The 19,122-nt window shown below is 72.0% G+C and carries 23 protein-coding genes and 1 riboswitch; of the genes, 17 read left to right on the top strand and 6 right to left on the bottom strand.

Annotation, left to right across the window (positions count from 1 at the left end):
- Positions 1-89: 89 nt before the first annotated feature.
- Complete coding sequence (locus IG62_RS0134310) at positions 90-1,823, bottom strand: ABC transporter ATP-binding protein (protein ID WP_030812692.1); 1,734 nt, start codon at positions 1,821-1,823, stop codon at positions 90-92.
- A 208-nt stretch (positions 1,824-2,031) separates the two neighbouring features.
- Between IG62_RS0134310 and IG62_RS0134305 the strand changes: the two genes are divergently transcribed.
- From IG62_RS0134305 to IG62_RS42620, 7 genes are all read left to right on the top strand, one after another.
- Positions 2,032-2,277: a MoaD/ThiS family protein gene (locus tag IG62_RS0134305; RefSeq protein WP_030812689.1), complete on the top strand. Its 246-nt coding sequence runs from the start codon at positions 2,032-2,034 to the stop codon at positions 2,275-2,277.
- A gap of 10 nt (positions 2,278-2,287) precedes the next feature.
- On the top strand, positions 2,288-3,460 hold the full coding sequence (locus tag IG62_RS0134300; RefSeq protein ID WP_030812686.1) for a membrane protein: 1,173 nt from the start codon (positions 2,288-2,290) through the stop codon (positions 3,458-3,460).
- A 210-nt stretch (positions 3,461-3,670) separates the two neighbouring features.
- Positions 3,671-4,372, top strand: coding sequence for a DUF2993 domain-containing protein (locus tag IG62_RS0134295; RefSeq protein ID WP_030812683.1), 702 nt, complete (start codon positions 3,671-3,673; stop codon positions 4,370-4,372).
- 247 nt (positions 4,373-4,619) lie between these two features.
- Complete coding sequence (locus IG62_RS50330; RefSeq protein ID WP_351531855.1) at positions 4,620-4,727, top strand: putative leader peptide; 108 nt, start codon at positions 4,620-4,622, stop codon at positions 4,725-4,727.
- 217 nt (positions 4,728-4,944) lie between these two features.
- On the top strand, positions 4,945-5,790 hold the full coding sequence (locus IG62_RS0134290) for a sulfurtransferase (protein WP_030812680.1): 846 nt from the start codon (positions 4,945-4,947) through the stop codon (positions 5,788-5,790).
- A 39-nt stretch (positions 5,791-5,829) separates the two neighbouring features.
- Positions 5,830-6,117: a DUF1416 domain-containing protein gene (locus tag IG62_RS0134285; RefSeq protein ID WP_030812677.1), complete on the top strand. Its 288-nt coding sequence runs from the start codon at positions 5,830-5,832 to the stop codon at positions 6,115-6,117.
- A 155-nt stretch (positions 6,118-6,272) separates the two neighbouring features.
- Entirely contained in the window at positions 6,273-6,560 is a 288-nt protein-coding gene (locus IG62_RS42620) for a DUF3099 domain-containing protein (protein WP_030414757.1), read from the top strand.
- An 89-nt stretch (positions 6,561-6,649) separates the two neighbouring features.
- Here the strand turns inward: IG62_RS42620 and IG62_RS0134275 are convergent, their stop codons facing one another.
- Positions 6,650-7,015 (bottom strand): DsrE family protein, encoded by a 366-nt coding sequence (locus IG62_RS0134275; RefSeq protein ID WP_030414758.1) that lies wholly within the window; start codon positions 7,013-7,015, stop codon positions 6,650-6,652.
- Positions 7,016-7,277: 262 nt separating this feature from the next.
- On the opposite strand from IG62_RS0134275, the gene IG62_RS0134265 reads away from it, so the two are divergent.
- From IG62_RS0134265 to IG62_RS0134255, 3 genes are all read left to right on the top strand, one after another.
- The gene (locus IG62_RS0134265) at positions 7,278-7,865 is read left to right on the top strand and encodes an FABP family protein (RefSeq protein WP_030812674.1); all 588 of its coding nucleotides are present in this window, start codon (positions 7,278-7,280) and stop codon (positions 7,863-7,865) included.
- Positions 7,866-7,899: 34 nt separating this feature from the next.
- Positions 7,900-7,973, top strand: a riboswitch (cobalamin riboswitch).
- A gap of 330 nt (positions 7,974-8,303) precedes the next feature.
- Positions 8,304-8,741, top strand: coding sequence for a Fur family transcriptional regulator (locus IG62_RS0134260; protein WP_030812671.1), 438 nt, complete (start codon positions 8,304-8,306; stop codon positions 8,739-8,741).
- Between the two features lie 45 nt (positions 8,742-8,786).
- Positions 8,787-9,767: a YgfZ/GcvT domain-containing protein gene (locus IG62_RS0134255; RefSeq protein ID WP_030812668.1), complete on the top strand. Its 981-nt coding sequence runs from the start codon at positions 8,787-8,789 to the stop codon at positions 9,765-9,767.
- 433 nt (positions 9,768-10,200) lie between these two features.
- Here the strand turns inward: IG62_RS0134255 and dtd are convergent, their stop codons facing one another.
- The gene (gene dtd / locus IG62_RS0134250) at positions 10,201-10,626 is read right to left on the bottom strand and encodes a D-aminoacyl-tRNA deacylase (RefSeq protein ID WP_030812665.1); all 426 of its coding nucleotides are present in this window, start codon (positions 10,624-10,626) and stop codon (positions 10,201-10,203) included.
- 444 nt (positions 10,627-11,070) lie between these two features.
- Between dtd and IG62_RS0134245 the strand changes: the two genes are divergently transcribed.
- The 4 genes from IG62_RS0134245 (at position 11,071) to IG62_RS0134230 (ending at position 14,189) form a co-directional block, all read left to right on the top strand.
- Positions 11,071-11,616, top strand: a complete 546-nt coding sequence (locus IG62_RS0134245) for a hypothetical protein (protein WP_030812662.1) — start codon at positions 11,071-11,073, stop codon at positions 11,614-11,616.
- 58 nt (positions 11,617-11,674) lie between these two features.
- Positions 11,675-12,670: an asparaginase gene (locus IG62_RS0134240; RefSeq protein ID WP_030812659.1), complete on the top strand. Its 996-nt coding sequence runs from the start codon at positions 11,675-11,677 to the stop codon at positions 12,668-12,670.
- 308 nt (positions 12,671-12,978) lie between these two features.
- Positions 12,979-13,410: an ankyrin repeat domain-containing protein gene (locus IG62_RS0134235; RefSeq protein WP_030812657.1), complete on the top strand. Its 432-nt coding sequence runs from the start codon at positions 12,979-12,981 to the stop codon at positions 13,408-13,410.
- 212 nt (positions 13,411-13,622) lie between these two features.
- The gene (locus IG62_RS0134230) at positions 13,623-14,189 is read left to right on the top strand and encodes an NADPH-dependent FMN reductase (protein ID WP_030812656.1); all 567 of its coding nucleotides are present in this window, start codon (positions 13,623-13,625) and stop codon (positions 14,187-14,189) included.
- A gap of 185 nt (positions 14,190-14,374) precedes the next feature.
- Here IG62_RS0134230 and IG62_RS0134225 read toward each other — a convergent pair whose 3' ends face one another.
- On the bottom strand, positions 14,375-14,962 hold the full coding sequence (locus IG62_RS0134225) for a TetR/AcrR family transcriptional regulator (RefSeq protein ID WP_030812654.1): 588 nt from the start codon (positions 14,960-14,962) through the stop codon (positions 14,375-14,377).
- Positions 14,963-15,130: 168 nt separating this feature from the next.
- Between IG62_RS0134225 and IG62_RS0134220 the strand changes: the two genes are divergently transcribed.
- Together IG62_RS0134220 and IG62_RS0134215 are read left to right on the top strand one after the other, a co-directional pair.
- Positions 15,131-15,544 (top strand): VOC family protein, encoded by a 414-nt coding sequence (locus IG62_RS0134220; protein WP_030812652.1) that lies wholly within the window; start codon positions 15,131-15,133, stop codon positions 15,542-15,544.
- A 221-nt stretch (positions 15,545-15,765) separates the two neighbouring features.
- Positions 15,766-16,119 carry a winged helix-turn-helix transcriptional regulator gene (locus IG62_RS0134215; protein ID WP_030812650.1) on the top strand — a complete coding sequence of 118 codons (354 nt, stop codon included), beginning with the start codon at positions 15,766-15,768 and terminating at the stop codon, positions 16,117-16,119.
- Between the two features lie 95 nt (positions 16,120-16,214).
- Here the strand turns inward: IG62_RS0134215 and IG62_RS0134210 are convergent, their stop codons facing one another.
- A complete protein-coding gene (locus tag IG62_RS0134210; RefSeq protein WP_107053093.1) occupies positions 16,215-17,003 on the bottom strand; it encodes a class I SAM-dependent methyltransferase in 789 nt (262 codons plus the stop codon).
- Between the two features lie 474 nt (positions 17,004-17,477).
- Positions 17,478-17,891 carry a VOC family protein gene (locus tag IG62_RS0134205; protein ID WP_030812646.1) on the bottom strand — a complete coding sequence of 138 codons (414 nt, stop codon included), beginning with the start codon at positions 17,889-17,891 and terminating at the stop codon, positions 17,478-17,480.
- Between the two features lie 314 nt (positions 17,892-18,205).
- Here IG62_RS0134205 and IG62_RS0134200 point away from each other — a divergent pair, with 314 nt between their 5' ends.
- Positions 18,206-18,808, top strand: coding sequence for a TetR/AcrR family transcriptional regulator (locus tag IG62_RS0134200; RefSeq protein ID WP_030812643.1), 603 nt, complete (start codon positions 18,206-18,208; stop codon positions 18,806-18,808).
- The last annotated feature ends 314 nt before the right edge of the window (positions 18,809-19,122 follow it).

The raw sequence follows: 19,122 nt of genomic DNA, 5'->3' as shown, positions 1-19,122 counted from the left end.
GGCCGGCCCTCGTCTCGGGGCCGCCGTGGGGGTCCCCTCGGTGGCCGCCGGGGCGTCGGCGCGGGTGGCCGTCCCCTTGTCCGCGGTGGTCACGCCGCCTCCTGCTCGGTGAGCTGGGAGAGCACGATCTCCCGGTAGGTCTCGTTGTCGGCCATCAGCTCGGTATGGGTGCCGGTGCCCACGATGCGGCCCTCGTCCAGCACGACGATCCGGTCGGCGCCGCGGATCGTGGCGACCCGCTGGGCCACGATCACCACCGTCGCCCGGTCCGTCTCGCGGGAGAGCGCGGCGCGCAGTGCGGCGTCCGTGGCGTAGTCCAGCGCGGAGAACGAGTCGTCGAAGAGGTAGATCTCGGGCCGGCGGACCAGCGCGCGGGCGATCGCCAGCCGCTGCCGCTGGCCGCCGGAGACGTTGGAGCCGCCCTGCGCGACGGGCGCGTCCAGCCCGCCTTCCATCCGCTCGACGAAGTCGCGGGCCTGGGCGATCTCCAGGGCGTGCCACAGCTCGTCGTCGGTGGCGTCCGGATTGCCGTAGCGGAGGTTGCTCGCCACCGTCCCGGAGAAGAGGTACGGCTTCTGCGGGACCAGGCCGATGGCGCCGGCCAGCGTCTCGGGGTCGAGGCCGCGGACGTCCTCGCCGTCGACGAGGACCGTGCCGCCGGTGGCGTCGAAGAGCCGGGGCACGAGCCCGAGGAGGGTGGACTTGCCGCTTCCGGTGGAGCCGATGACGGCGGTGGTCTCACCGGGGCGGGCGGTCAGCGAGACGTCCTTGAGGACCGGCTGCTCGGCGCCGGGGAAGCGGAACTCGACGTTGCGGAGCTCCAGTTCGCCGCGCCGGCGCAGTGCGGTGACCGGGTTCTGCGGCGGGACGACGCTGGAGTCCGTGGCCAGCACCTCCTGGATGCGCTCGGCGCAGACCTCGGCGCGCGGCAGCATCATGACCATGAACGTCGCCATCATGATCGACATGAGGATGTACATCAGATAGCTGAGGAAGGCCGTCAGCGCGCCGATCTGCATCCCGCCGCTGTCGATGCGCAGCCCGCCGAACCAGACGACGGCCACGCTGGAGAGGTTCACGATCAGCATGACCAGCGGGAACATCATCGACATCAGCCGGCCGGCGCGGAGCGAGACGTCGTAGAGGCCGGTGTTGGACCCGGCGAACCGCTCGCGCTCGTAGCTGTCGCGGACGAAGGCGCGGATCACGCGGATGCCGGTGATCTGCTCGCGCAGCACGCGGTTGACGGTGTCGATGCGCTCCTGCACGCCGCGGAAGAGCGGCCGCATCCGGCGCACGATCAGTGAGACGAGGATCCCGAGGACCGGGACGATGACCAGCAGGAGGCCGGACAGCGGCACGTCCTGGTTGAGCGCCATGACGACGCCGCCGACGCACATGATCGGCGCGGAGACCATCATCGTGAACGTCATCAGCACCAGCATCTGGACCTGCTGGACGTCATTGGTGGTACGGGTGATCAGCGACGGGGCGCCGAAGGTGCCGACCTCGCGGGCGGAGAAGGACTGGATCCGGTCGAAGACCGCGGCGCGGACGTCCCGGCCGAGGGCCATGGCCGTGCGGGCGCCGAAGTAGACGGCACCGATCGCACAGACGATCTGCAGCAGGGTGACGGCGATCATGAATCCGCCGGTGCGGAGGATGTAGCCCGTGTCGCCCGGCACGACACCGTTGTCAATGATGTCGGCGTTGAGGGTGGGGAGGTAGAGGGTGGCCAGGGTCTGGATCAGCTGGAGCAGCACGATCAGGGTCATCGAGCGCCTGTGGGGCCGCAAATGCGCCCGCGCGAGTCGTACCAACACACAATGAGCCTAAGTGAACACTTGCCTTCGGCAATCGAATTTCCGAAAGGCCGCCAGGAACGGGACCGAAGCCGTTACCGGAACTTGTCCCGGGCGGCCCCGGCCGCCGCGTACGCCATCATGGAGGCGGCAACGACGGGGCCGCCGCCATCGAGGGCGGTCCCCCGACCGACACGACGAAGAGGCCGCCGTGACAACAACTGGCACCGTGCGCTACTGGGCCGCGGCCAAGGCCGCCGCGGGCACGGCAGAGGAGCCCTATTCGGCGGCGACGCTCGCCGAGGCGCTCGACGCGGCGCGCGCCGCGCACGCCGCGAACCCCGAGTTCGCGCGCGTGCTGATGCGCTGCTCGTTCCTGGTGGACGGCGATCCGGTGGGCACCCGCGACCACGCCCGGGTGCCGCTGGCCGAGGGCGGCACCGTCGAGGTCCTGCCGCCGTTCGCGGGAGGGTGAGCAGCCGATCATGAGCGACCACCAGCCGCAGGGCCACCACCCGTACCAGCCGCACGACCCCTACGCCCCGCAGGACCCGTACGGGCAGTCCGGACAGTCCGGGCCCTACGCCCCGCATGACGCCTACGGCCGGCCGGCCCCGTACGGACAGCCCGAGTACCGACAGCCCGAGTACGGGCAGCCCGCGCCCTACCAGGAGCAGCAGTACGGCGTCCCCGACCCCTACGGGCAGCCGGCGCACCAGCCGGCCACCGCGCCGCACGACCCCCAGGCCGCCTACGGCGACCCGTACGGGCAGCCCGGGTACGGACACGGCCACGACCGGTCCGGACCGGAGCAGCCCGGGCCCGCCGCGCCGCTGCCCGACCGGCAGCCGGCCGCGACCGCCACCCTGGCGACCGCCCCGCCCTCGCTGCCCGCCGCGCCGCTGGCGCCCAACCAGCGCGCCCGCCTGGAGGGCCGCTCGCCGATCATCCCGCCGGGCATCCAGCCGGCCGCACTGACCGCCGTCCTCGCGCTGCTGCTGGCCCTGACCGCGCCGCTGGCCCGGCCGGTGCTCGCGGTGCCGGTGGCGCTCCTCCAGGCGGTCACCGCCGCCGGCTGGTTCCGGCTGAACGGCATGTGGCCGGCCCGCCAGGGCATCGCGCTGGCGTTCCTGGCCGGGCTGGCCACCGACGCCGCGCTGCTGGCCACGGACCGCGCGAGCGCGCCCCTGGTCTGCATCGGCACGCTCGGTGTGTGGTGCCTGCTGCTCCTGATCCTCCAGCTGCGCAACCGCAGCAGCGCGGACGAGCGGATGTACGCGCTGACCGCGGGCCTGACCTCGACCGCGCTGGCGGTGCTCGCGGCCGGCCACCTGGCCGGCAACCCGCACGCCGTGGTCGTCGGCGCCGCCGCGGTCGGGGTGGCCACGCTCGCCCGGGCGCTGCCGCTGCCCTCGTTCGTCTCGGTCGGGATCTCCCTGGTGGCGGCGGCCGGTGCCGGCATCGCGGCCGGCCAGCTGACCGGCCTGGGCACGTCCGGCGCCGTGCTGGGCCTGGCCGCCGGCGGCTGCGCCCTGATCGGCCTGCGGGTGGCCAGCTACGACTACCCGTCGCGCTTCGTCCACATGACGGCCGGCGTGGCCCTCCCCCTGGCCCTCGCCGCCCCCGCGGTCTACGTCCTGGGGCGGGCCCTGGGCTAGCCCGACGGGCCCGCACCGACACCCGGCGGCGGCCGCCGGTGAGCGCTTCTCGCGCCCGCCGGCGGCCGCCGCTCCCCTTTGCGGAGGGCGTCGTTTAGGGTCTGATCCACCGGACAGGCCCTGGGTAGGCGTCCGGCGCGGGCAGGGGGCCTGCACGCCAAGCGACGGGCCGGCCGGGCAGTGCCGGCCCAGTGTGGGGGTAGTGGTTCGATGCGTGCACTACGGGTGCTGTTGGTCCTCGTCGTCATATTCGGCGGGCTCTTCGTGGCCGCCGACCGGGTGGCGGTGAATCTCGTCGAGGACAAGGCCGCGGAGAAGATCCGCAGCAGCCAGGGACTCGACAAGACCCCTGACGTCACCATCAAGGGCTTCCCGTTCCTGACCCAGGTCCTCGGGCGTGACCTGCAGGAGGTGGACGCCGAGCTCGGCGGGATCGAGGCCCGGGCGGACGGCCACGCGCTGCGCATCGACAAGCTGTCGGCGCAGTTCCACGACGTGGCGCTGACCAGCGACTACATGTCCATCGAGAGCGCGGCCACGGCCACCGGCAACGCCCGGATCAGCTACGCGGACCTCACCAGGGCCGCGGGCGGCGGCGTCAAGATCACCTACGCCGGGGAGAAGAACGGCCGCAGCCAGGTCAAGATCTCGCCGAACCTGCCGCTCCTCAGCTCGCTGGACGTGACCGGCTCGATCAGCATCGTCCACGGCAACACCGTGCGGCTGCGGGCCGACGGGCTGCCCGGGATGTGCCGGGTGCTGCCGGGCTGTGAGTCGAAGGTGCGGGCGCAGACCGACCACGACTGGAAGCTGGACCAGCTGCCGGGCAACCTGAAGCTGGACAAGGTGGCGACGCTGGCCGACGGGCTGTCGATCTCCGCCTCCGGCACGGACGTCAAGCTTCCCGGCTGACCCCGCCGGCGCCCGCCGCGGGCCGCCCCACCGGCCCGCCGTACGGCCCGATCCCCGGCCCGACCACCCGGCCGTCCATTTCCTGAGACAGCCGGGTCCGCACCCCAGACCCCCCACCACCGAACGGCCTCCGGCGCCCGGCCGGAGGCCGCCCGTTCCCGCTCTGCGTCCCACATCACGGACAGACGCGTCTCGCCATTCGACACGCCGGTGACATGCCCGGCTCCGCGTCCCTACGATCGGTGCCATGCAGAGCGCATTGAGCCGTTCCCGTCCGCGGGGACTGGCGGTCCTCACGAAGCGGCGGGCAGTGGACCTGTGCCGCGTCGCCGCCATGCTCTGTCGCCCTGTCTGACGGGGTGCGCCCCTCCCCCAAGCTCGTCAGAGCACGGGGTGTTCCCCTCGCCCGGCCGGCCGGCCGCTCCGGCCGAATCCCCCGCGTGTCCCCCGCACCGCGCCGCTCCGGCGCCCCGACGATCGTCATGGGCCGTCCGGAAGCCTCCGGCGCGCGCCCGGCGTACCCGCGTGCCACTTCCCCAACCGCCCCCGTAACTGCCCCGGAGGAGAAGAACATGAGCCGTAGCGACGTCCTCGTAGACGCCGACTGGGTCGAGGCCCACCTCGACGACCCGAAGGTCGTGATCGTCGAGGTCGACGAGGACACCTCGGCCTACGACAAGAACCACATCAAGAACGCGGTCCGGATCGACTGGAAGAAGGACCTCCAGGACCCGGTCCGCCGCGACTTCGTCGACCAGGCGGGCTTCGAGCAGCTGCTCTCCGCCAAGGGCATCGCCAACGACGACACCGTCGTCCTCTACGGCGGCAACAACAACTGGTTCGCCTCCTACGCCTACTGGTACTTCAAGCTCTACGGCCACGACAGCGTCAAGCTGCTCGACGGCGGCCGCAAGAAGTGGGAGCTGGACTCCCGCGACCTGGTCGACGGCTCCGAGGTCCCCCAGCGCCCGGCCACCGACTACAAGGCCAAGGCCCAGGACACCTCCATCCGTGCCTTCCGTGACGACGTCGTCGCCGCGATCGGCAACCTGAACCTGGTCGACGTGCGCTCCCCCGACGAGTTCAGCGGCAAGCTGCTCGCTCCCGCGCACCTGCCGCAGGAGCAGTCGCAGCGCCCCGGCCACGTGCCCAGCGCCCGCAACATCCCGTGGTCGAAGAACGCCAACGACGACGGCACCTTCAAGTCGGACGACGAGCTCAAGGCCCTCTACGAGCAGGAGTCCGTCGACCTGGCGAAGGACACCATCGCCTACTGCCGGATCGGTGAGCGCTCCGCGCTGACCTGGTTCGTGCTGCACGAGCTGCTCGGCCAGACCAACGTCAAGAACTACGACGGCTCCTGGACCGAGTACGGCTCGCTGGTCGGCGTCCCGATCGAGCTCGGCGCCAACAAGTAAACAAGGCTTCTCCCCCGAACCCCTCAAGGAAGTACCCCTATGTGTGGAGCACAGGCCGGCGGCCCGGACGCCTCGACCATCAAGCCCGGTGAGACCACGATCCAGGGCAGCGTGACCCGCGACGGCCAGCCCGTCACCGGTTACGTCCGACTCCTGGACAGCACCGGCGAGTTCACCGCCGAGGTTCCCACCTCCGCGACCGGACAGTTCCGCTTCTACGCGGCCGAGGGCACCTGGACGCTGCGCGCGCTCGTCCCCGGCGCCACCGCGGACCGTACCGTCGTCGCCCAGAAGGGCGGGCTGGCGGAGGTCGCCATCGCCGTCTGACGGCGACCCTTGTCCGTACCTTCCGTACGGCCGTGAGGGCCGCACCCCCGAGGCTTGGACGCCTTGGCGGGGGTGCGGCCCTTCGCGCTGCTCCGGCCCGGAACCGGGCCGCTCCCCGGCTTCTTTCCGGTCCCCCGCGGATTTACCGTGGAGTTGTGTACGCGCACCAACGGTCGCCCGCAGAGCGTCGTCATCGCCGGTACTTCGTGCTGATGGGCGTGTGCCTCGTGCTGTTCGTGCTGGCCTGGGGCGTGGTCCGGCTGTGGTCGGTGCCGGTCGCGGTCGGCATGTGCGTCGTCGCCATGGTCATCCCGCCGGTCGCGGCGATCATCGGCAACCGCCGCGAGCCCGGCGAACGCTGGTGGGACGAGTCCGGCGACCCGGAATCGGACCGCTGGTGGCGCGAACTCGACGACCGCGGCGACGACAAGCACCCGCGGTAGACGGACACCCGCGGTGTCCCCGTCCGCTCCCGCGCGGGCAGGACACCGCGACACCCGCGGTCAGGAGACCGTGCTCAGTAGAACCGTGCTCAGTAGACCAGCGCCTGGACGTCGTCCGGCATGATCTCGCTGACGAACACCTGGGCCCCGGCGATGCCCGCGCCCTCGATCAGGTCCTTCTGCTCGATGTTGCGACGGGCCGCGCACTGCGTGCAGACCGTGATCGCGCCACCGCCCGCCCGGATGCCGTCGATCAGCTCCGGCAGCGGAGCCGCGTGCGGCAGCTCGAACTCCGCCGCCCGCCCGGGCAGTGCGAACCACACCGACTCCCCGGTCAGCCACAGCGACACCTCGACGCCGCTGGCCGCCGCCACCGCCGCCACCGTGAACGCCTGCGAGCACCGCTCGGGTGCATCCGCCCCCGCCGTCACCTTGATCACGAGCTTCTTCGCCATAGGGCCAAGAGTAGGCGCGGGCGGGCGGCAGACCTCACAGCGCCGTGGCCGATGCCGCCGACTAGACTCGCAAGCGGTCCGTTACATCCTCACTCCGTCCAAGGAGCGCGCCCGTGCTTGAGGCATTCTTCACCACCCTGCTGGTTCTGGTCGCCGTCGGCGTCATCGCGTTCGCCGGTCTGACCTGGGCGAAGCTGTACCAGGGCCAGCGCTGACGCACGCGGACACCCCTTTCCCCTCTCTACAGATCGCCTGAGCTCTCATGATCGAGATCCCCTCCGACCTGAACCCGGCCCTGGTGCCGCTCGCCTTCCTCCTCGGCCACTGGGAGGGCGCCGGCGTCGCCGACTTCCCCGGTGCCGAGAAGTGCAACTTCGGGCAGGAGGTCACCTTCTCCCACGACGGCCGTGACTTCCTGGAGTACCACTCGCACAGCTGGGTGCTCGACTCCCAGGGCAAGAAGGTCCGCCCGCTGGAGAGCGAGAGCGGCTACTGGCGCGTCGACGCGGACCGCAAGGTCGAGGTCGTGATGATCCGGGACCAGGGCGTCGTCGAGGTCTGGTACGGCGAGCTGGCCCACCAGAAGCCGCAGATCGACCTGGCCACCGACGCCATCGCGCGGACCGCCTCGGCCGGCCCGTACAGCGGCGGCAAGCGGCTCTACGGCTACGTCAACAGCGACCTGATGTGGGTCGGCGAGAAGTCGACCCCGGACGTGCCGCTGCGGCCGTACATGTCCGCGCACCTGAAGAAGGTCGCCGACCTGAAGGAGTGGGCCGAGAGCCTGCCCGACGACATGCCGGACGGGGTCTCCTTCTTCAACCCCGACGGCACTCCGTACCAGGGCTGACCGGCCCGCACGAAAGGCGTGACGCGCCCCCGCGGGGGAAGTCCGGTGAGAGTCCGGCACTGACCCGCAACGGTAAGCGGAAGCCCCCTTCCGCAAGTCCGATCGCCCGCGGCGGCGCACGTTCCCGACAACTCGCCGTGGACTGCGAGGGGACGCCGCCGGGCACCAGCGCGCCGCGCCGCCGCTCCTTCCGTAGAACTTCCTTCCGTAGGACGCGGCCCGAGCCGTGAGGGGTCCGCCCCTTGGCCCGCCCCGCCCGAACTCGTCGAGAGCCCCCGCAACCCGGCCGCGATCGGCGCTCTGTCGCGCTACCTGCGCGGCGTACGGGCGGGCGGCTGAGGGGCTTACCGGCGGGCGGCTGGCCGCCGGGCAGTGCGGGTGGGCGGTGGCTGACGGCGGTGCGTACCCCGTCGCCGTCCACCCTCCTACACTGGCGGTGTGGTGACCACCGACTGGCAGAGCGACCTCCGCAGGCGCGGATACCGCCTGACCCCGCAGCGGCAGCTCGTCCTGGAGGCCGTGGACAGGCTGGAGCACGCCACCCCGGACGACATCCTCACCGAGGTGCGCAAGACGGCCGGCGGCGTGAACATCTCCACGGTCTACCGGACCCTGGAGCTCCTGGAGGAGCTGGGCCTGGTCAGCCACGCCCACCTCGGCCACGGCGCTCCGACGTACCACCTCGCCGACCGCCACCACCACATCCACCTGGTGTGCCGGGACTGCACCGAGGTCATCGAGGCGGACCTGTCGGTGGCCGAGCCGTTCACCGCGACGCTGCGCGAACAGTTCGGCTTCGAGACCGATATGAAGCACTTCGCGATCTTCGGCCGGTGCGCGGACTGCCGCGCCAAGGCCGCCGGCGACGAGGGCTGAGGCCGCCCCCGGCCGAAAGCCGCGACCGCGTCGTAGGCTGGGCCCATGCTGCGACAATCACCCGTCAGCCCGCTGCTGTCGCTGCCCGGCGCTGTCCCTGCCGAGGCCCCCGACGAAGGCGTCGCCGCGCACTACGGCGACCTGTTCCGGGAGCAGCGCGCGCTCGCCGACGGCACCGGCTTCGTGGACCTCTCGCACCGCGGTGTGGTCACCGTCAGCGGCCCCGAGCGGCTGAGCTGGCTGCATCTGCTGCTCACCCAGCACGTCAGCGAACTCCCGCCCGGCCACGCCACGGAGGCGCTGATCCTCTCCGCGCACGGCCACATCGAGCATGCGCTGTACCTCGTCGACGACGGGGAAACGACGTGGATGCACACCGAGCCGGGTGGCCAGGAGGCGCTGATCGCCTACCTGGAAAGCATGAAGTTCTTCTACCGGGTCGAGATCGCCGACCGGACGGACGAGATCGCGGTGGTCCACCTCCCGGCCGGGTCCATCGCCGAGGTCCCCGAGGGCACCGTCGTCCGGGAGACCGCGCACGGCCGTGATCTGTTCCTGCCGCGCGCGGAGCTGTCGGCGTTCGCGGACACCCACGGCCCGGCGATCGGCGTGCTGGCCCTGGAGGCGCTGCGTGTCGAGGCGCACCGCCCGCGGCTCGGCCTGGAGACCGACCACCGCACCATCCCGCACGAGCTCGGCTGGCTCGGCACCGCCGTCCACCTCCAGAAGGGCTGCTACCGCGGCCAGGAGACCGTCGCCCGGGTCCACAACCTGGGGAAGCCGCCGCGCCGGCTGGTCTTCCTGCACCTGGACGGCAGCGAGGTGCACCTGCCCCCGCACGGCGCCCCGGTCCGGCTCGCCGCCGACGGCGAGGAGGGCCGCCAACTCGGCTTCGTCACCACCTCGGCCCGCCACCACGAACTCGGCCCCATCGCCCTGGCCCTGGTCAAGCGAAACGTCCCCGTGGACGCCCAACTGACCGCGGGCGGCACAGCGGCGGCCCAGGAGGTCGTGGTGGAGCCGTAGGCCCAGCGGGGGGCCGCGAGGCTGCGGGGGCTTCTGGGGGGCTGTCGGGTGCCATGGAACGCCTCACCCGGCCCCACCCGGCCCCACGTAGGACCGGCGGGGGTTGCGCGTGCTGCCGGAGGGGGAGTCGGCCAGGCACCCGGGAAGACCCCCTGCCCCGCCACGTTCGCTGCGTACGACCCGGGAACGCCCCGCCTGCCCCGTCACGTTCGCCGCCTACCGCCCGGGAATACCCGCCTGTGCCGCCACGTTGTGGGCCCGCAGGGGGTGCTCGCGTCCCCTAGGGAATCCGTTCGACTCCCCCTTACGGGCACCAGTCCCCCGCTAGACGCCCCCGAGGACGCCCCCTAAGGGAAGCCCCTAAGGGCGTCCGCTGAGAGCGCCCCTCCGCGGGGTGCGATCGGGCCTCGCCCGCCCCCTCACGCCCCCACCCTCACACCTCGACCAGGACCGTGAACGGCCCGTCGTTGGTCAGTGAGACCTTCATCTGTGCGCCGAAGCGGCCGGTCTCCACATGGGCGCCCAGCGCTCGCAGCTGGGCGACGACCTCGTCGACCAGTGGTTCGGCGACCGGGCCGGGGGCTGCGGCGTTCCAGGTGGGACGGCGGCCCTTGCGCGCGTCACCGTAGAGAGTGAACTGGCTGATCACCAGCAGCGGCGCCCCGGTGTCCGAGCAGGACTTCTCGCCCTGCAGCATCCGCACCGACCACAGCTTGCGGGCGAGTTGTGCCGCCTTCTCCGAGGTGTCGTCGTGAGTGACGCCCACCAGCACGCACAGCCCCTCCCCGACGATCTCCCCGACCGTCTCGCCCGCCACCTCGACGCGGGCGCCGTCAACTCTCTGCACCACGGCTCGCATACCCGCCATCATGCCGGTCGGCGGTACGGCTTCGGACAGCCGTGCCCCCACGGGGGCCGTTCGGGTGCCATGGCCCTGCAGAAGGACCGCACAGAGTGGCACGATGCGTGCACGTGGTGCGTTTCATGGACAACATGCCCTGGACGCGGCCCGGATGAGGGGACGGAATCATTCATGAGCACTGCCGGCGCCGGACAGACACCCGGTCCCGTACCGAGCGCCCGTACGACACCGGGCGCCCGTACGAAACCGACCGAACCACCGGCGCCAGCCGCCAGCACCGCGTCCGGCACCGGACGGACAGCACCCGCCGCTCCGGCGGCACCCACCGCGTCAACTACCACCACCGCATCCCCCACCACCACATCCACCCCATCCACCCCGACGACCACGACGACCACGGCAGCGGCTCCTGGTGAGCCGGCCGGCACCAAGGACGGCCCCATGCTCCAGGCAGGCCAGGCGCAGCACCCCCGCCCCCCGCAGCAGCGCGACCGCTGCCGCCCGGCCACCACACCCGATCTCTCCGGGCTGGGGCTGCCCGAGCTGCGGGTCGTACGCCGGGACTCGCAGCAGGAGGAGGCCGATCTGAGCTATCTGCGGCGGTTGCTGCAGGGCCGGATCGACATCCTGCGGGCCGAGATCGCCCGCCGTACCGCCCAGCACTCGCCGCTGCTGGACCGGCTGCCGGAGATCCTGACGGACCTGCCGTCGCGGCACCGCTCGTCGGCCCGGCATGTGACGCTCGGCACACCGCACAGCGAGGAGTACCGAAGGATGGCGGACGAGATGCTCGGTGAGGTCGAGCTGTCCGACCTGACCGCGCGGACCGACCAGGAGCTGCACGAGGCGATGGGCCGGCTGATCCGCTACGAACGCCAGGTGTCGCAGCGCCGTGGTGCGCTGCAGCGCACCACCGACGAGTGCAGTGCGGAAATCGCCCGCAGGTACCGTGAAGGCGAAGCACAAGTCGACGACCTGCTGTCCTGACGGGCCACAAACCTTCCGGACGCGGGTCGGCCCCCGTTCCCTGTCCGGAAGGCCGCCGATGACCTCGTCCTCGCCCACCCCGATATCCGTACCGACCCCGCGTTCCCCGGAGGCGGCCTCCCCCGTCCTCGCCGAGGTCGTGCGCTCCGGTTTCGTCGAGGGCCGGCACCGCGGCTCGCTGGTGGTGCTGGCGGCGGACGGCAGCGTCGAGACGGCGCTGGGCGATGTGACGGCGCCGGTCTTCCCGCGTTCCACGAACAAGCCGATGCAGGCCGCGGCCGTACTGCGGGCGGGCCTTGAGCTGTCCGGCGAGCGGCTGGCGCTGGCCGCCGCGAGCCACTCCGGCGAGTCCTTCCACCTCGATCTCGTCCGGACCATGCTGGCCGAGCACGGGCTGACCGCCGACCAGCTCCAGACGCCGCCCGACCTGCCGCTGGACCCGGAGGAGGCGGAGTCGTACCTCGCCGCGGGCCAGGTCCGCGACCGGCTGGCCATGAACTGCTCGGGCAAGCACACCGCGATGCTCGCCGCCTCGGCGCGCAACGGCTGGCCGCTGGCCTCGTACCTGGATCCGGCGCATCCGCTGCAGCAGCTGGTGGCCGAGGCCGTGCGCGGCGCGAGCGGCGAGGACGTCGCGCACGTCGGTACGGACGGCTGCGGCGCCCCGCTGCTCTCGCTCTCCCTGACGGGCCTGGCCCGCTCCTTCCGGCATTTCGTCATGGCGGACCCGGGCACTCCGGAGCGGCAGGTGGCGGACGCGATGCGCGCCCACCCGGAGTACGTCGCCGGCACCCGCCGCCCCGACACCTGGCTGATGCAGGAGCTGCCCGGCACGCTGTCGAAGATGGGCGCCGAGGCGGTCCAGGCGCTGGCCCTGCCGGACGGCCGGGCACTGGCATTCAAGATCGACGACGGTGCCGGTCGCGCCCTCGGCCCGGTCCTCGCCCGCACCCTCCGCCTGATGGGCGTCGACGCGCCGGTGCTGTCCCGTCTGGCGGAGGTCCCGCTGCTGGGCGGCGGGGTCCGGGTGGGCGAGATCCGCGCGGCGTTCTGACGCGGCTGTTCTCACGCAACGGGCTGACGCGGCGTTCTCACGTAACGGGCTGACGCGGGGCGTTCTCACGCAACGGGCTGGTGCCGACTCCTCTTGGGGTTGGCGCCGGCGCCGGGTGCGCTGGCGCTGCCGGAAGGGCGGTGGCCTGCATAAAGTGGCGAGGACAGTGCAGGAACAAGTGCACGCAGGTACCGCACAGGTATCAAGGACGTACCGCGCAGGTACTCCGCAGGTGCCATGCAGGTACCGCTCACTCGTCCCGCACTGATCATGCACGTACCACCCACGACAGCAGGAGGCCGGCGACCATGAGCGACGCGAATCCCCAGCCGCAGGGGCCCGAGTCGATCGAGCATGCGCATGACCCCGAGGTACTGCAGCTCGCGTCCAAGGTGTTCGACCTGGCGCGGCACGGAGACACCGACACCGTCGCCGCGTACGTGGACGCCGGCGTGCCCGCCAACCTGACGAACGACAAGGGCGACTCGCTCGTGATGCTGGCGGCGTACCACGGCCACCCGGCGACGGTGGAGGCGCTGCTGCAGCGCGACGCCGACCCCAACCGCCCCAACGACCGCGGCCAGACGCCGCTGGCCGGTGCGGTGTTCAAGGGCGACGACGAGGTCGTCAAGGTGCTGATGGCGCACGGGGCCGACCCGTCGGCGGGCGCGCCGTCGGCGATCGAGACGGCGCAGATGTTCCAGAAGACGGAGCTGCTGAAGCTGTTCGGCGTGGAGTGACCGGCGTGGGGTGACCGGCATGGAGTGACCCGTCGGGCGGCTCTCCGTGACGGCGGCCTCCATCGCTCCAACCTCCATCGCTCCGGCCTCCGTGGCGGCGGTCCTGGGCGCGCTTGACCTCAACTTTGCTTGAGGTCTTAGCGTCGGGTCCCGACGGCGAGCCCGCCGTCCACCACCCCGGCCACCCGGCCACCCCGCCACGGAGGACCCGCATGTCCGAGCACACGTACCGCCTCGCAGTCATCGTCGCCAGCACACGGGAGGGCCGGTTCGCGCCCGTCATCGCGAACTGGTTCACCCGGCAGGCGGAGACCCGCGCCCATGTCGAGCTCGACGTGATCGATCTGGCCGAGGTCCGCCCGTACGAGCTGCGGCACGGCAGCGAGGAGTACGAGTCCTTCGCCAAGCGCGTGGAGGAGGCGGACGCGTTCGTGGTGATCACCCCGGAGTACAACCACTCCTTCCCGGCCCCGCTCAAGCACGCCATCGACCTGCTGTTCATGCAGTGGCAGGCCAAGCCGGTGGGCTTCGTCTCGTACGGCGGGATCTCCGGCGGCCTCCGTGCCGTCGAGCAACTGCGGCTGGTCTTCGCCGAGTTGCACGCGACGACGGTGCGCGAAACGGTGAGCTTCGCGCTGGCCGGCAACCTCTTCGACGACGAGGGCCGGCTGCACGACCCGGCCCCCGCCGAAAAGGCCGCCGGCGCCCTGCTCCGCCAGCTGGAGTGGTGGGCCCTGGCCCTCCGCGAGGCCCGCACGGCGCGCCCTTACGGCGGCTAGGCCGCACCCGTACGGGAGTTGGCGCGCACCGTCACGGTGCGGGGCGCACCCTTACGGGAGTCAGGGCGCGCCCTTACGGGGGTAGGGCGCACCCTTACGGGGCCGAGGTCTGGCTGAGGTCCGCAGGCTGAGGGCCTCCGCCTGGGACCCCCACATTCGGGCTCGGAGGACTCCGTCACCCGGGGCTATTCGGACGTCCCCTCCGGCCCGATGGTGCGGTCGACGAGTGCCTCGATCAGCCCGTCGGTCTCCTCGGTGGGCACCACGCCGGGCAGGGTGAGCTGCTCCAGCATCAGCCCGGTCATGGCGAGATACGTCAGCAGCACGGCGGTCCGGTCGCCCGGCAGCCCGCTCTCCAGGTGGAAGCCGATGTCGTCGTCGAGCGTCGCCCGCATGACCCGGGTCAGCTCGGCCTGCAGCTCGGGGCGGCGGGTGGCCTCCAGTCGCAGCTCCAGCATCGCCAGATAGCCGGTGCGGTTCTCGGTCACCCGGCGGTTGATCCACCGCATCAGGTCGACCACCAGCGCCCGGCTGCGCGGCGCCGCCATCACCTCGGCGACCTCGTCCGGGTCGGGCGCGATCCGCTGGTGGATCTGGCCGGTGACCTGGGCCAGCAGATCGTCCCGGCTGGTGAAGTAGTTGGACGCGGTGCCGCCGGGCACCCCCGCGGCCGCGTCGACGGCCCGGAAGGTGAGCCCGCGCGCACCGTCCCTCGCCAGCACCTCGATCGCGGCATCCACCAACGCCGCCCGCCGCTCCGGATTACGCACCATCTCGCCCACCTCGCACCGTGCCGACCGAATTTTCCAAAACCCCTTGCAACCACTACGCCCAGAGTACTACAACTGCAGTTGTTGCACCGGTGGTAGCGGTGACCGCCCCGATCCGGTGGCACACCACCGCGCCGCCGGACCGCCCGGCCGCGCCCGGAGAGGATCCTTATGCGCTTCGCCAAGTTCGGCACCGCCCTGCTCACCGACGACGTCGCGGCCAGCACCCGCTTCTACGTCGACCACTTCGGCTTCCAGCCCCTCGTCGAACTCGACTGGTACGCCAGCCTCCAGCACCCCCAACACCCCGACTGCGCACTGGACTTCACCCTGCGCGGGCACGAGGCCATGCCGCCGGACTTCCGCCACCAGAAGACCGCCGGCGCCCTCCTCGGCTTCCTGGTGGAGGACGCCGCGGCCGAGGAGGCCGCCCTGCGCGACAAGGGGGTGCCGATCGCCGTACCGCTGCGCGACGAGCCCTGGGGGCAGCGCCGCTTCAACGTCTGGGCACCCGAGGGCACCCTGATCGAGGTCCTCCAGACGATCGCCCCGGACCCGGAGTGGATGGCCGCCCAGGGCCTGTGAGCGCGCACCGACCGTCGCCCACCAACCGCCCCCCCGGCCCTGGATACTTGCTCCGGCGAGAGGAACGCGTCAGAACACATCAGGAGCCGTCGGAACCCGTCGGGCCCTGTCGGAACGCGGCCCGTCGGGCCCCGTCGGGACGCGGTCCGTGTGACCCTGTCTGGACGCGACAGAACTCGCCGGAACTCGTCAGAACGCCATCAGGGGGAGCTGGGCCTGTCATGAGCGCACGCAACAAGCCGTACGAATGCGGGCTGGACGCCGCGGTGGACGTCATCGGCGGCAAATGGAAGGTGTTGCTGTTGTGGGCGCTGGCCGAGCGCCCCCATCGGTTCGGCGAACTGCGCCGCGGCCTGCCGAAGATCACCGAGAAGGTCCTGACCCAGCAACTGCGCGAGCTGGAGGCCGACGGCATCGTGCACCGCGAGACCTTCCCCGAGGTGCCACCGAGGGTCGAATACTCCCTCACCGAGGCCGGCCACTCCCTCAACGAGGCTCTCGCCCCACTCGGCGCCTGGGGCACCGCCCACATGCCCCACTTGGAGGCCACTTACGGTCAACGGCATCCGGAGTAGCGAGGTAGCGGCGGTTGGGGCCTTGGGGCACCCCCACGCCGCTACGCACCGCCACGTCACTACGGACTGCCACGCCACCAGTCACTGCCACGTCACTACGCACCCCGCACCGCCGTGACGATATGCACCCGCATCGCGCACGGGATCCGGCCGTCCGACAGTGCCAGGATCGCCGCCTCCCTCTCGAAGCGGGCCCGTAGTTCCGCGGTGGCGGCGGGGGCGAGCGGCCCCAGATCGTAGAAGCCGCTCATGGTCGCCCAGACACGCTCCGGCGGTCCGGTGAGGTCGATCCGTACGGTCTCCCAGCACCCGGACCCGAATCCGGCCGGCCCGAACACCGCGTCGAACCCCTCACGACTCCGCAGCCGCCGGTCGCCGAGCGAGGGAATCCGCTGGTCGGCGGGTGCGGCCGCGAACAGCGGCTCGGCCACGCGCAGGAACGCCGCATACGCCTCGTCCCCGGCCGCACCACCCCCCAGGGCGACCGCCAGCGTGCCACCGGGCGCGAGCACCCGTGCCACCTCGGCCGCGACCTGTTCGGCGTCACCCATCAGCATCAGCGCCATATGGGACACACAGCCGTCGAACCGGCCGTCCTCGAAGGGGAGTTGCTGCGCCCGCCCGGCCCTCAGGTCGGCGCGGGCGACGCCGGGGCGGCGACGGGCCAGCGCCAACTCCTCGGCAGAAAGGTCGAGTCCGGCAAGCTCCCGATCGGCCGGCTCCCGGTCGGCCAGCGACCGGTCGGCCCGCCGTCCCCGCTCGGCGAGGAGTTCGAGCAAGAGACCGTCACCACACCCGAGATCCAGCACCCTGTCGCAGGCCGCCACCCGATCACGGAGGATCTCGTAACTCGACCGCCCGTCCTCGGCCCGTCCATGCGCCATCGTCCGCACAGTCACCGCGGGGTGCGCTGCGTGAAACGCCCGCAAAAACGCTTCCTGCTCCCGAACCGTCGCCATCCCCCGATCGTAGATACGACTTCGGCTGGGGGAGGCGGGCCGAAGGGCGGCGCGAAGGGAGGGCGGTACGAAGGGAGGGCGACGCGAAGGGCGGGCGAAGGGCGGTGCGAAACCCGGGCGCCGCCGCGGAGTTGGGAGGGGCCGAACCCGCCCAGCCGTCATCTGCCAGCCGCCTGCCGCCTGCCGCCTGCCAGGTCGCCCTACCCGTCGCCTGGGCCCTCCCGCACGCCGCTGAGCCTCCCGGACGCCGGTGAGCCCGTCCCGGCCCGACGGGCCCCTCCCGGTCGCCGGCGAGCCCTCCCCACCCCGACGGACCCTCCCAGTCGCCGGTGAGCCCGCCCCACCACCACCGACCCCCTCCCGGACGCCGGTGAGCCCCGCCCTTCCGCCGATGAGCCCTTACCCGTCGCCGGTGGGCCCCTCCTGCAACGACCAGCCGTTGCCGTCGGGGTCGACGAAGTAGACGAACGAGTTCCACGTCCCACCGGGCCCATCGGCCAGCCCGCCGTCCTCGACGTGCTGCACAGGGCTCACGGTCACGCCCCGCTCGACCAACTGCGCCCGGGCCGCGGCAACATCGGACACCACCAGCTGGAGGCCCTGCACGGAACCGGGCTGCGCGTCGGTAACCCCCGTACCCGCACCGATGACGATCGAGCACTCGGACCCAGGCGGCGTTAGCTGCACGATGCGCGCCTGGTCACCGACCGAGACGTCATGGTCGACGGCGAAGCCCAGCTGCTCGCTGTAGAAGCGCTTGGCCCGCTCCACATCGGCCACCGGAACCGGCACCAGTTCGAGCTTCCAGTCCATGAGACGCCGCCTTCCACACGACGACGGCAAGAGCACCAGCGCCGAAGCACCCGCGCCAGAGCACCCACCCCGGGACACCCGGGACACCCCGGCACTCGGCACCGGCGGCACCCCACTCCGCAATCGGCGAGACCTGCTGCAAGAAATCCGCTGCAAGAAGTCTAAGGAGCGAACGGCGACCATGCGCAGCGCGCGAACCCGCCGTGGGCGGCAGATGATTGACGGAGTGAGCACTCACTCCGTACTCTGGAGGCATGACCCCACAACCTGCACGCCGGCGCGCACCCGGCATGAGTGTGGAACAGCGCCGGGCCATGATCGTGGCCGCCGCGCTGCCGCTGGTGGCGGAGTACGGCGCGGCCGTCACCACCAGCCAGATCGCCCGCGCGGCGGGCATCGGCGAGGCCACGATCTTCCGGGCCTTCAAGGACAAGGACGAGGTGCTGGACGCCTGCGTCCGCGAGGCGGTCAGCACGGACCACGTCCTGCGCGAACTGGCCTCGGTCTCCCTGGACGAGCCGCTCGCCGCCCGGCTGACGGAAGCGGCCGAGGCGCTGCGCGCCCATATGGAGCGGATCGGTACGGTCGTCGGCGCCCTGCACGCCTCCGGTCACCTCCGCGGCCGCGGCCGCGAGCCCGGAACCGTCGCCCCGGAGGCCGGGACCAAGCCGGACGGACCGCCGGAGGACCCACGGGCCCGGTCCGCCGCCGCGCTACGCCAAGCCGTCACCGAGCTGATCGAACCGGACCGGGACGCCTTCCGACTGGCCCCCGAGAAGGTCGCCGGTGCCTTCCTGGGCCTCCTCTTCACCCGCCTCCCCACCCCCGTCTCAGAGGCCGACACCCCCCTCACCAGCGAGGAACTCATCGCCGTCCTCCTCCACGGCACCCTCACCCACCCCGGCAACGACACATAACAACCCCGCCCCGGCCAACGGTCCCCACCCCGCCCCACCAACGGCCAACCGCCGCGCCCCGGGCAACGACGCATCGCCCCTGTCCCGTAAGTCTCAGCCGCACCCGGCAACGGCCAGGCGCCCGAGGCGCTGGCAATGGCGCACCCCTCCCCGAGCCCGGACGACGACGCGTCGCCGCGCCCAGGCAACGCCACGCCACGACCGCCAGGCCACGCCATGCCGCCCGCAAACCCGCAATTGGCGCACCGCCGCGCCCAGGCGCAACACCAACGAACCGCCACGCCCAGGCGCTGCCCCTCTTCCCCCTCCCCTCC

Origin of the sequence: Streptomyces sp. NRRL S-337 (assembly GCF_000720175.1) — a bacterium.
Classification (GTDB): Bacteria; Actinomycetota; Actinomycetes; order Streptomycetales; family Streptomycetaceae; genus Streptomyces; species Streptomyces siderophoricus.
The sequence above is the reverse complement of the archived record's forward strand: the minus strand, read 5'-3'. Positions and strand labels throughout refer to the sequence as shown.

What these genes read in the sequence shown, in the direction of transcription:
- IG62_RS0134275 (WP_030414758.1), bottom strand. Translation starts at nt 7,015, where the DNA reads ATGGCGAAGAAGCTCGTGATCAAGGTGACGGCGGGGGCGGATGCACCC.
- IG62_RS0134240 (WP_030812659.1), top strand. Translation starts at nt 11,675, where the DNA reads ATGACCTCGTCCTCGCCCACCCCGATATCCGTACCGACCCCGCGTTCC.
- IG62_RS0134245 (WP_030812662.1), top strand. Translation starts at nt 11,071, where the DNA reads ATGCTCCAGGCAGGCCAGGCGCAGCACCCCCGCCCCCCGCAGCAGCGC.
- IG62_RS0134285 (WP_030812677.1), top strand. Translation starts at nt 5,830, where the DNA reads ATGTGTGGAGCACAGGCCGGCGGCCCGGACGCCTCGACCATCAAGCCC.
- IG62_RS0134235 (WP_030812657.1), top strand. Translation starts at nt 12,979, where the DNA reads ATGAGCGACGCGAATCCCCAGCCGCAGGGGCCCGAGTCGATCGAGCAT.
- IG62_RS50330 (WP_351531855.1), top strand. Translation starts at nt 4,620, where the DNA reads ATGCAGAGCGCATTGAGCCGTTCCCGTCCGCGGGGACTGGCGGTCCTC.
- IG62_RS0134230 (WP_030812656.1), top strand. Translation starts at nt 13,623, where the DNA reads ATGTCCGAGCACACGTACCGCCTCGCAGTCATCGTCGCCAGCACACGG.
- IG62_RS0134200 (WP_030812643.1), top strand. Translation starts at nt 18,206, where the DNA reads ATGATCGTGGCCGCCGCGCTGCCGCTGGTGGCGGAGTACGGCGCGGCC.
- IG62_RS0134295 (WP_030812683.1), top strand. Translation starts at nt 3,671, where the DNA reads ATGCGTGCACTACGGGTGCTGTTGGTCCTCGTCGTCATATTCGGCGGG.
- IG62_RS0134205 (WP_030812646.1), bottom strand. Translation starts at nt 17,891, where the DNA reads ATGGACTGGAAGCTCGAACTGGTGCCGGTTCCGGTGGCCGATGTGGAG.
- IG62_RS0134265 (WP_030812674.1), top strand. Translation starts at nt 7,278, where the DNA reads ATGATCGAGATCCCCTCCGACCTGAACCCGGCCCTGGTGCCGCTCGCC.
- dtd (WP_030812665.1), bottom strand. Translation starts at nt 10,626, where the DNA reads ATGCGAGCCGTGGTGCAGAGAGTTGACGGCGCCCGCGTCGAGGTGGCG.
- IG62_RS0134300 (WP_030812686.1), top strand. Translation starts at nt 2,288, where the DNA reads ATGAGCGACCACCAGCCGCAGGGCCACCACCCGTACCAGCCGCACGAC.
- IG62_RS0134255 (WP_030812668.1), top strand. Translation starts at nt 8,787, where the DNA reads ATGCTGCGACAATCACCCGTCAGCCCGCTGCTGTCGCTGCCCGGCGCT.
- IG62_RS0134220 (WP_030812652.1), top strand. Translation starts at nt 15,131, where the DNA reads ATGCGCTTCGCCAAGTTCGGCACCGCCCTGCTCACCGACGACGTCGCG.
- IG62_RS0134210 (WP_107053093.1), bottom strand. Translation starts at nt 17,003, where the DNA reads ATGGCGCATGGACGGGCCGAGGACGGGCGGTCGAGTTACGAGATCCTC.
- IG62_RS0134290 (WP_030812680.1), top strand. Translation starts at nt 4,945, where the DNA reads ATGAGCCGTAGCGACGTCCTCGTAGACGCCGACTGGGTCGAGGCCCAC.
- IG62_RS0134215 (WP_030812650.1), top strand. Translation starts at nt 15,766, where the DNA reads ATGAGCGCACGCAACAAGCCGTACGAATGCGGGCTGGACGCCGCGGTG.
- IG62_RS0134225 (WP_030812654.1), bottom strand. Translation starts at nt 14,962, where the DNA reads ATGGTGCGTAATCCGGAGCGGCGGGCGGCGTTGGTGGATGCCGCGATC.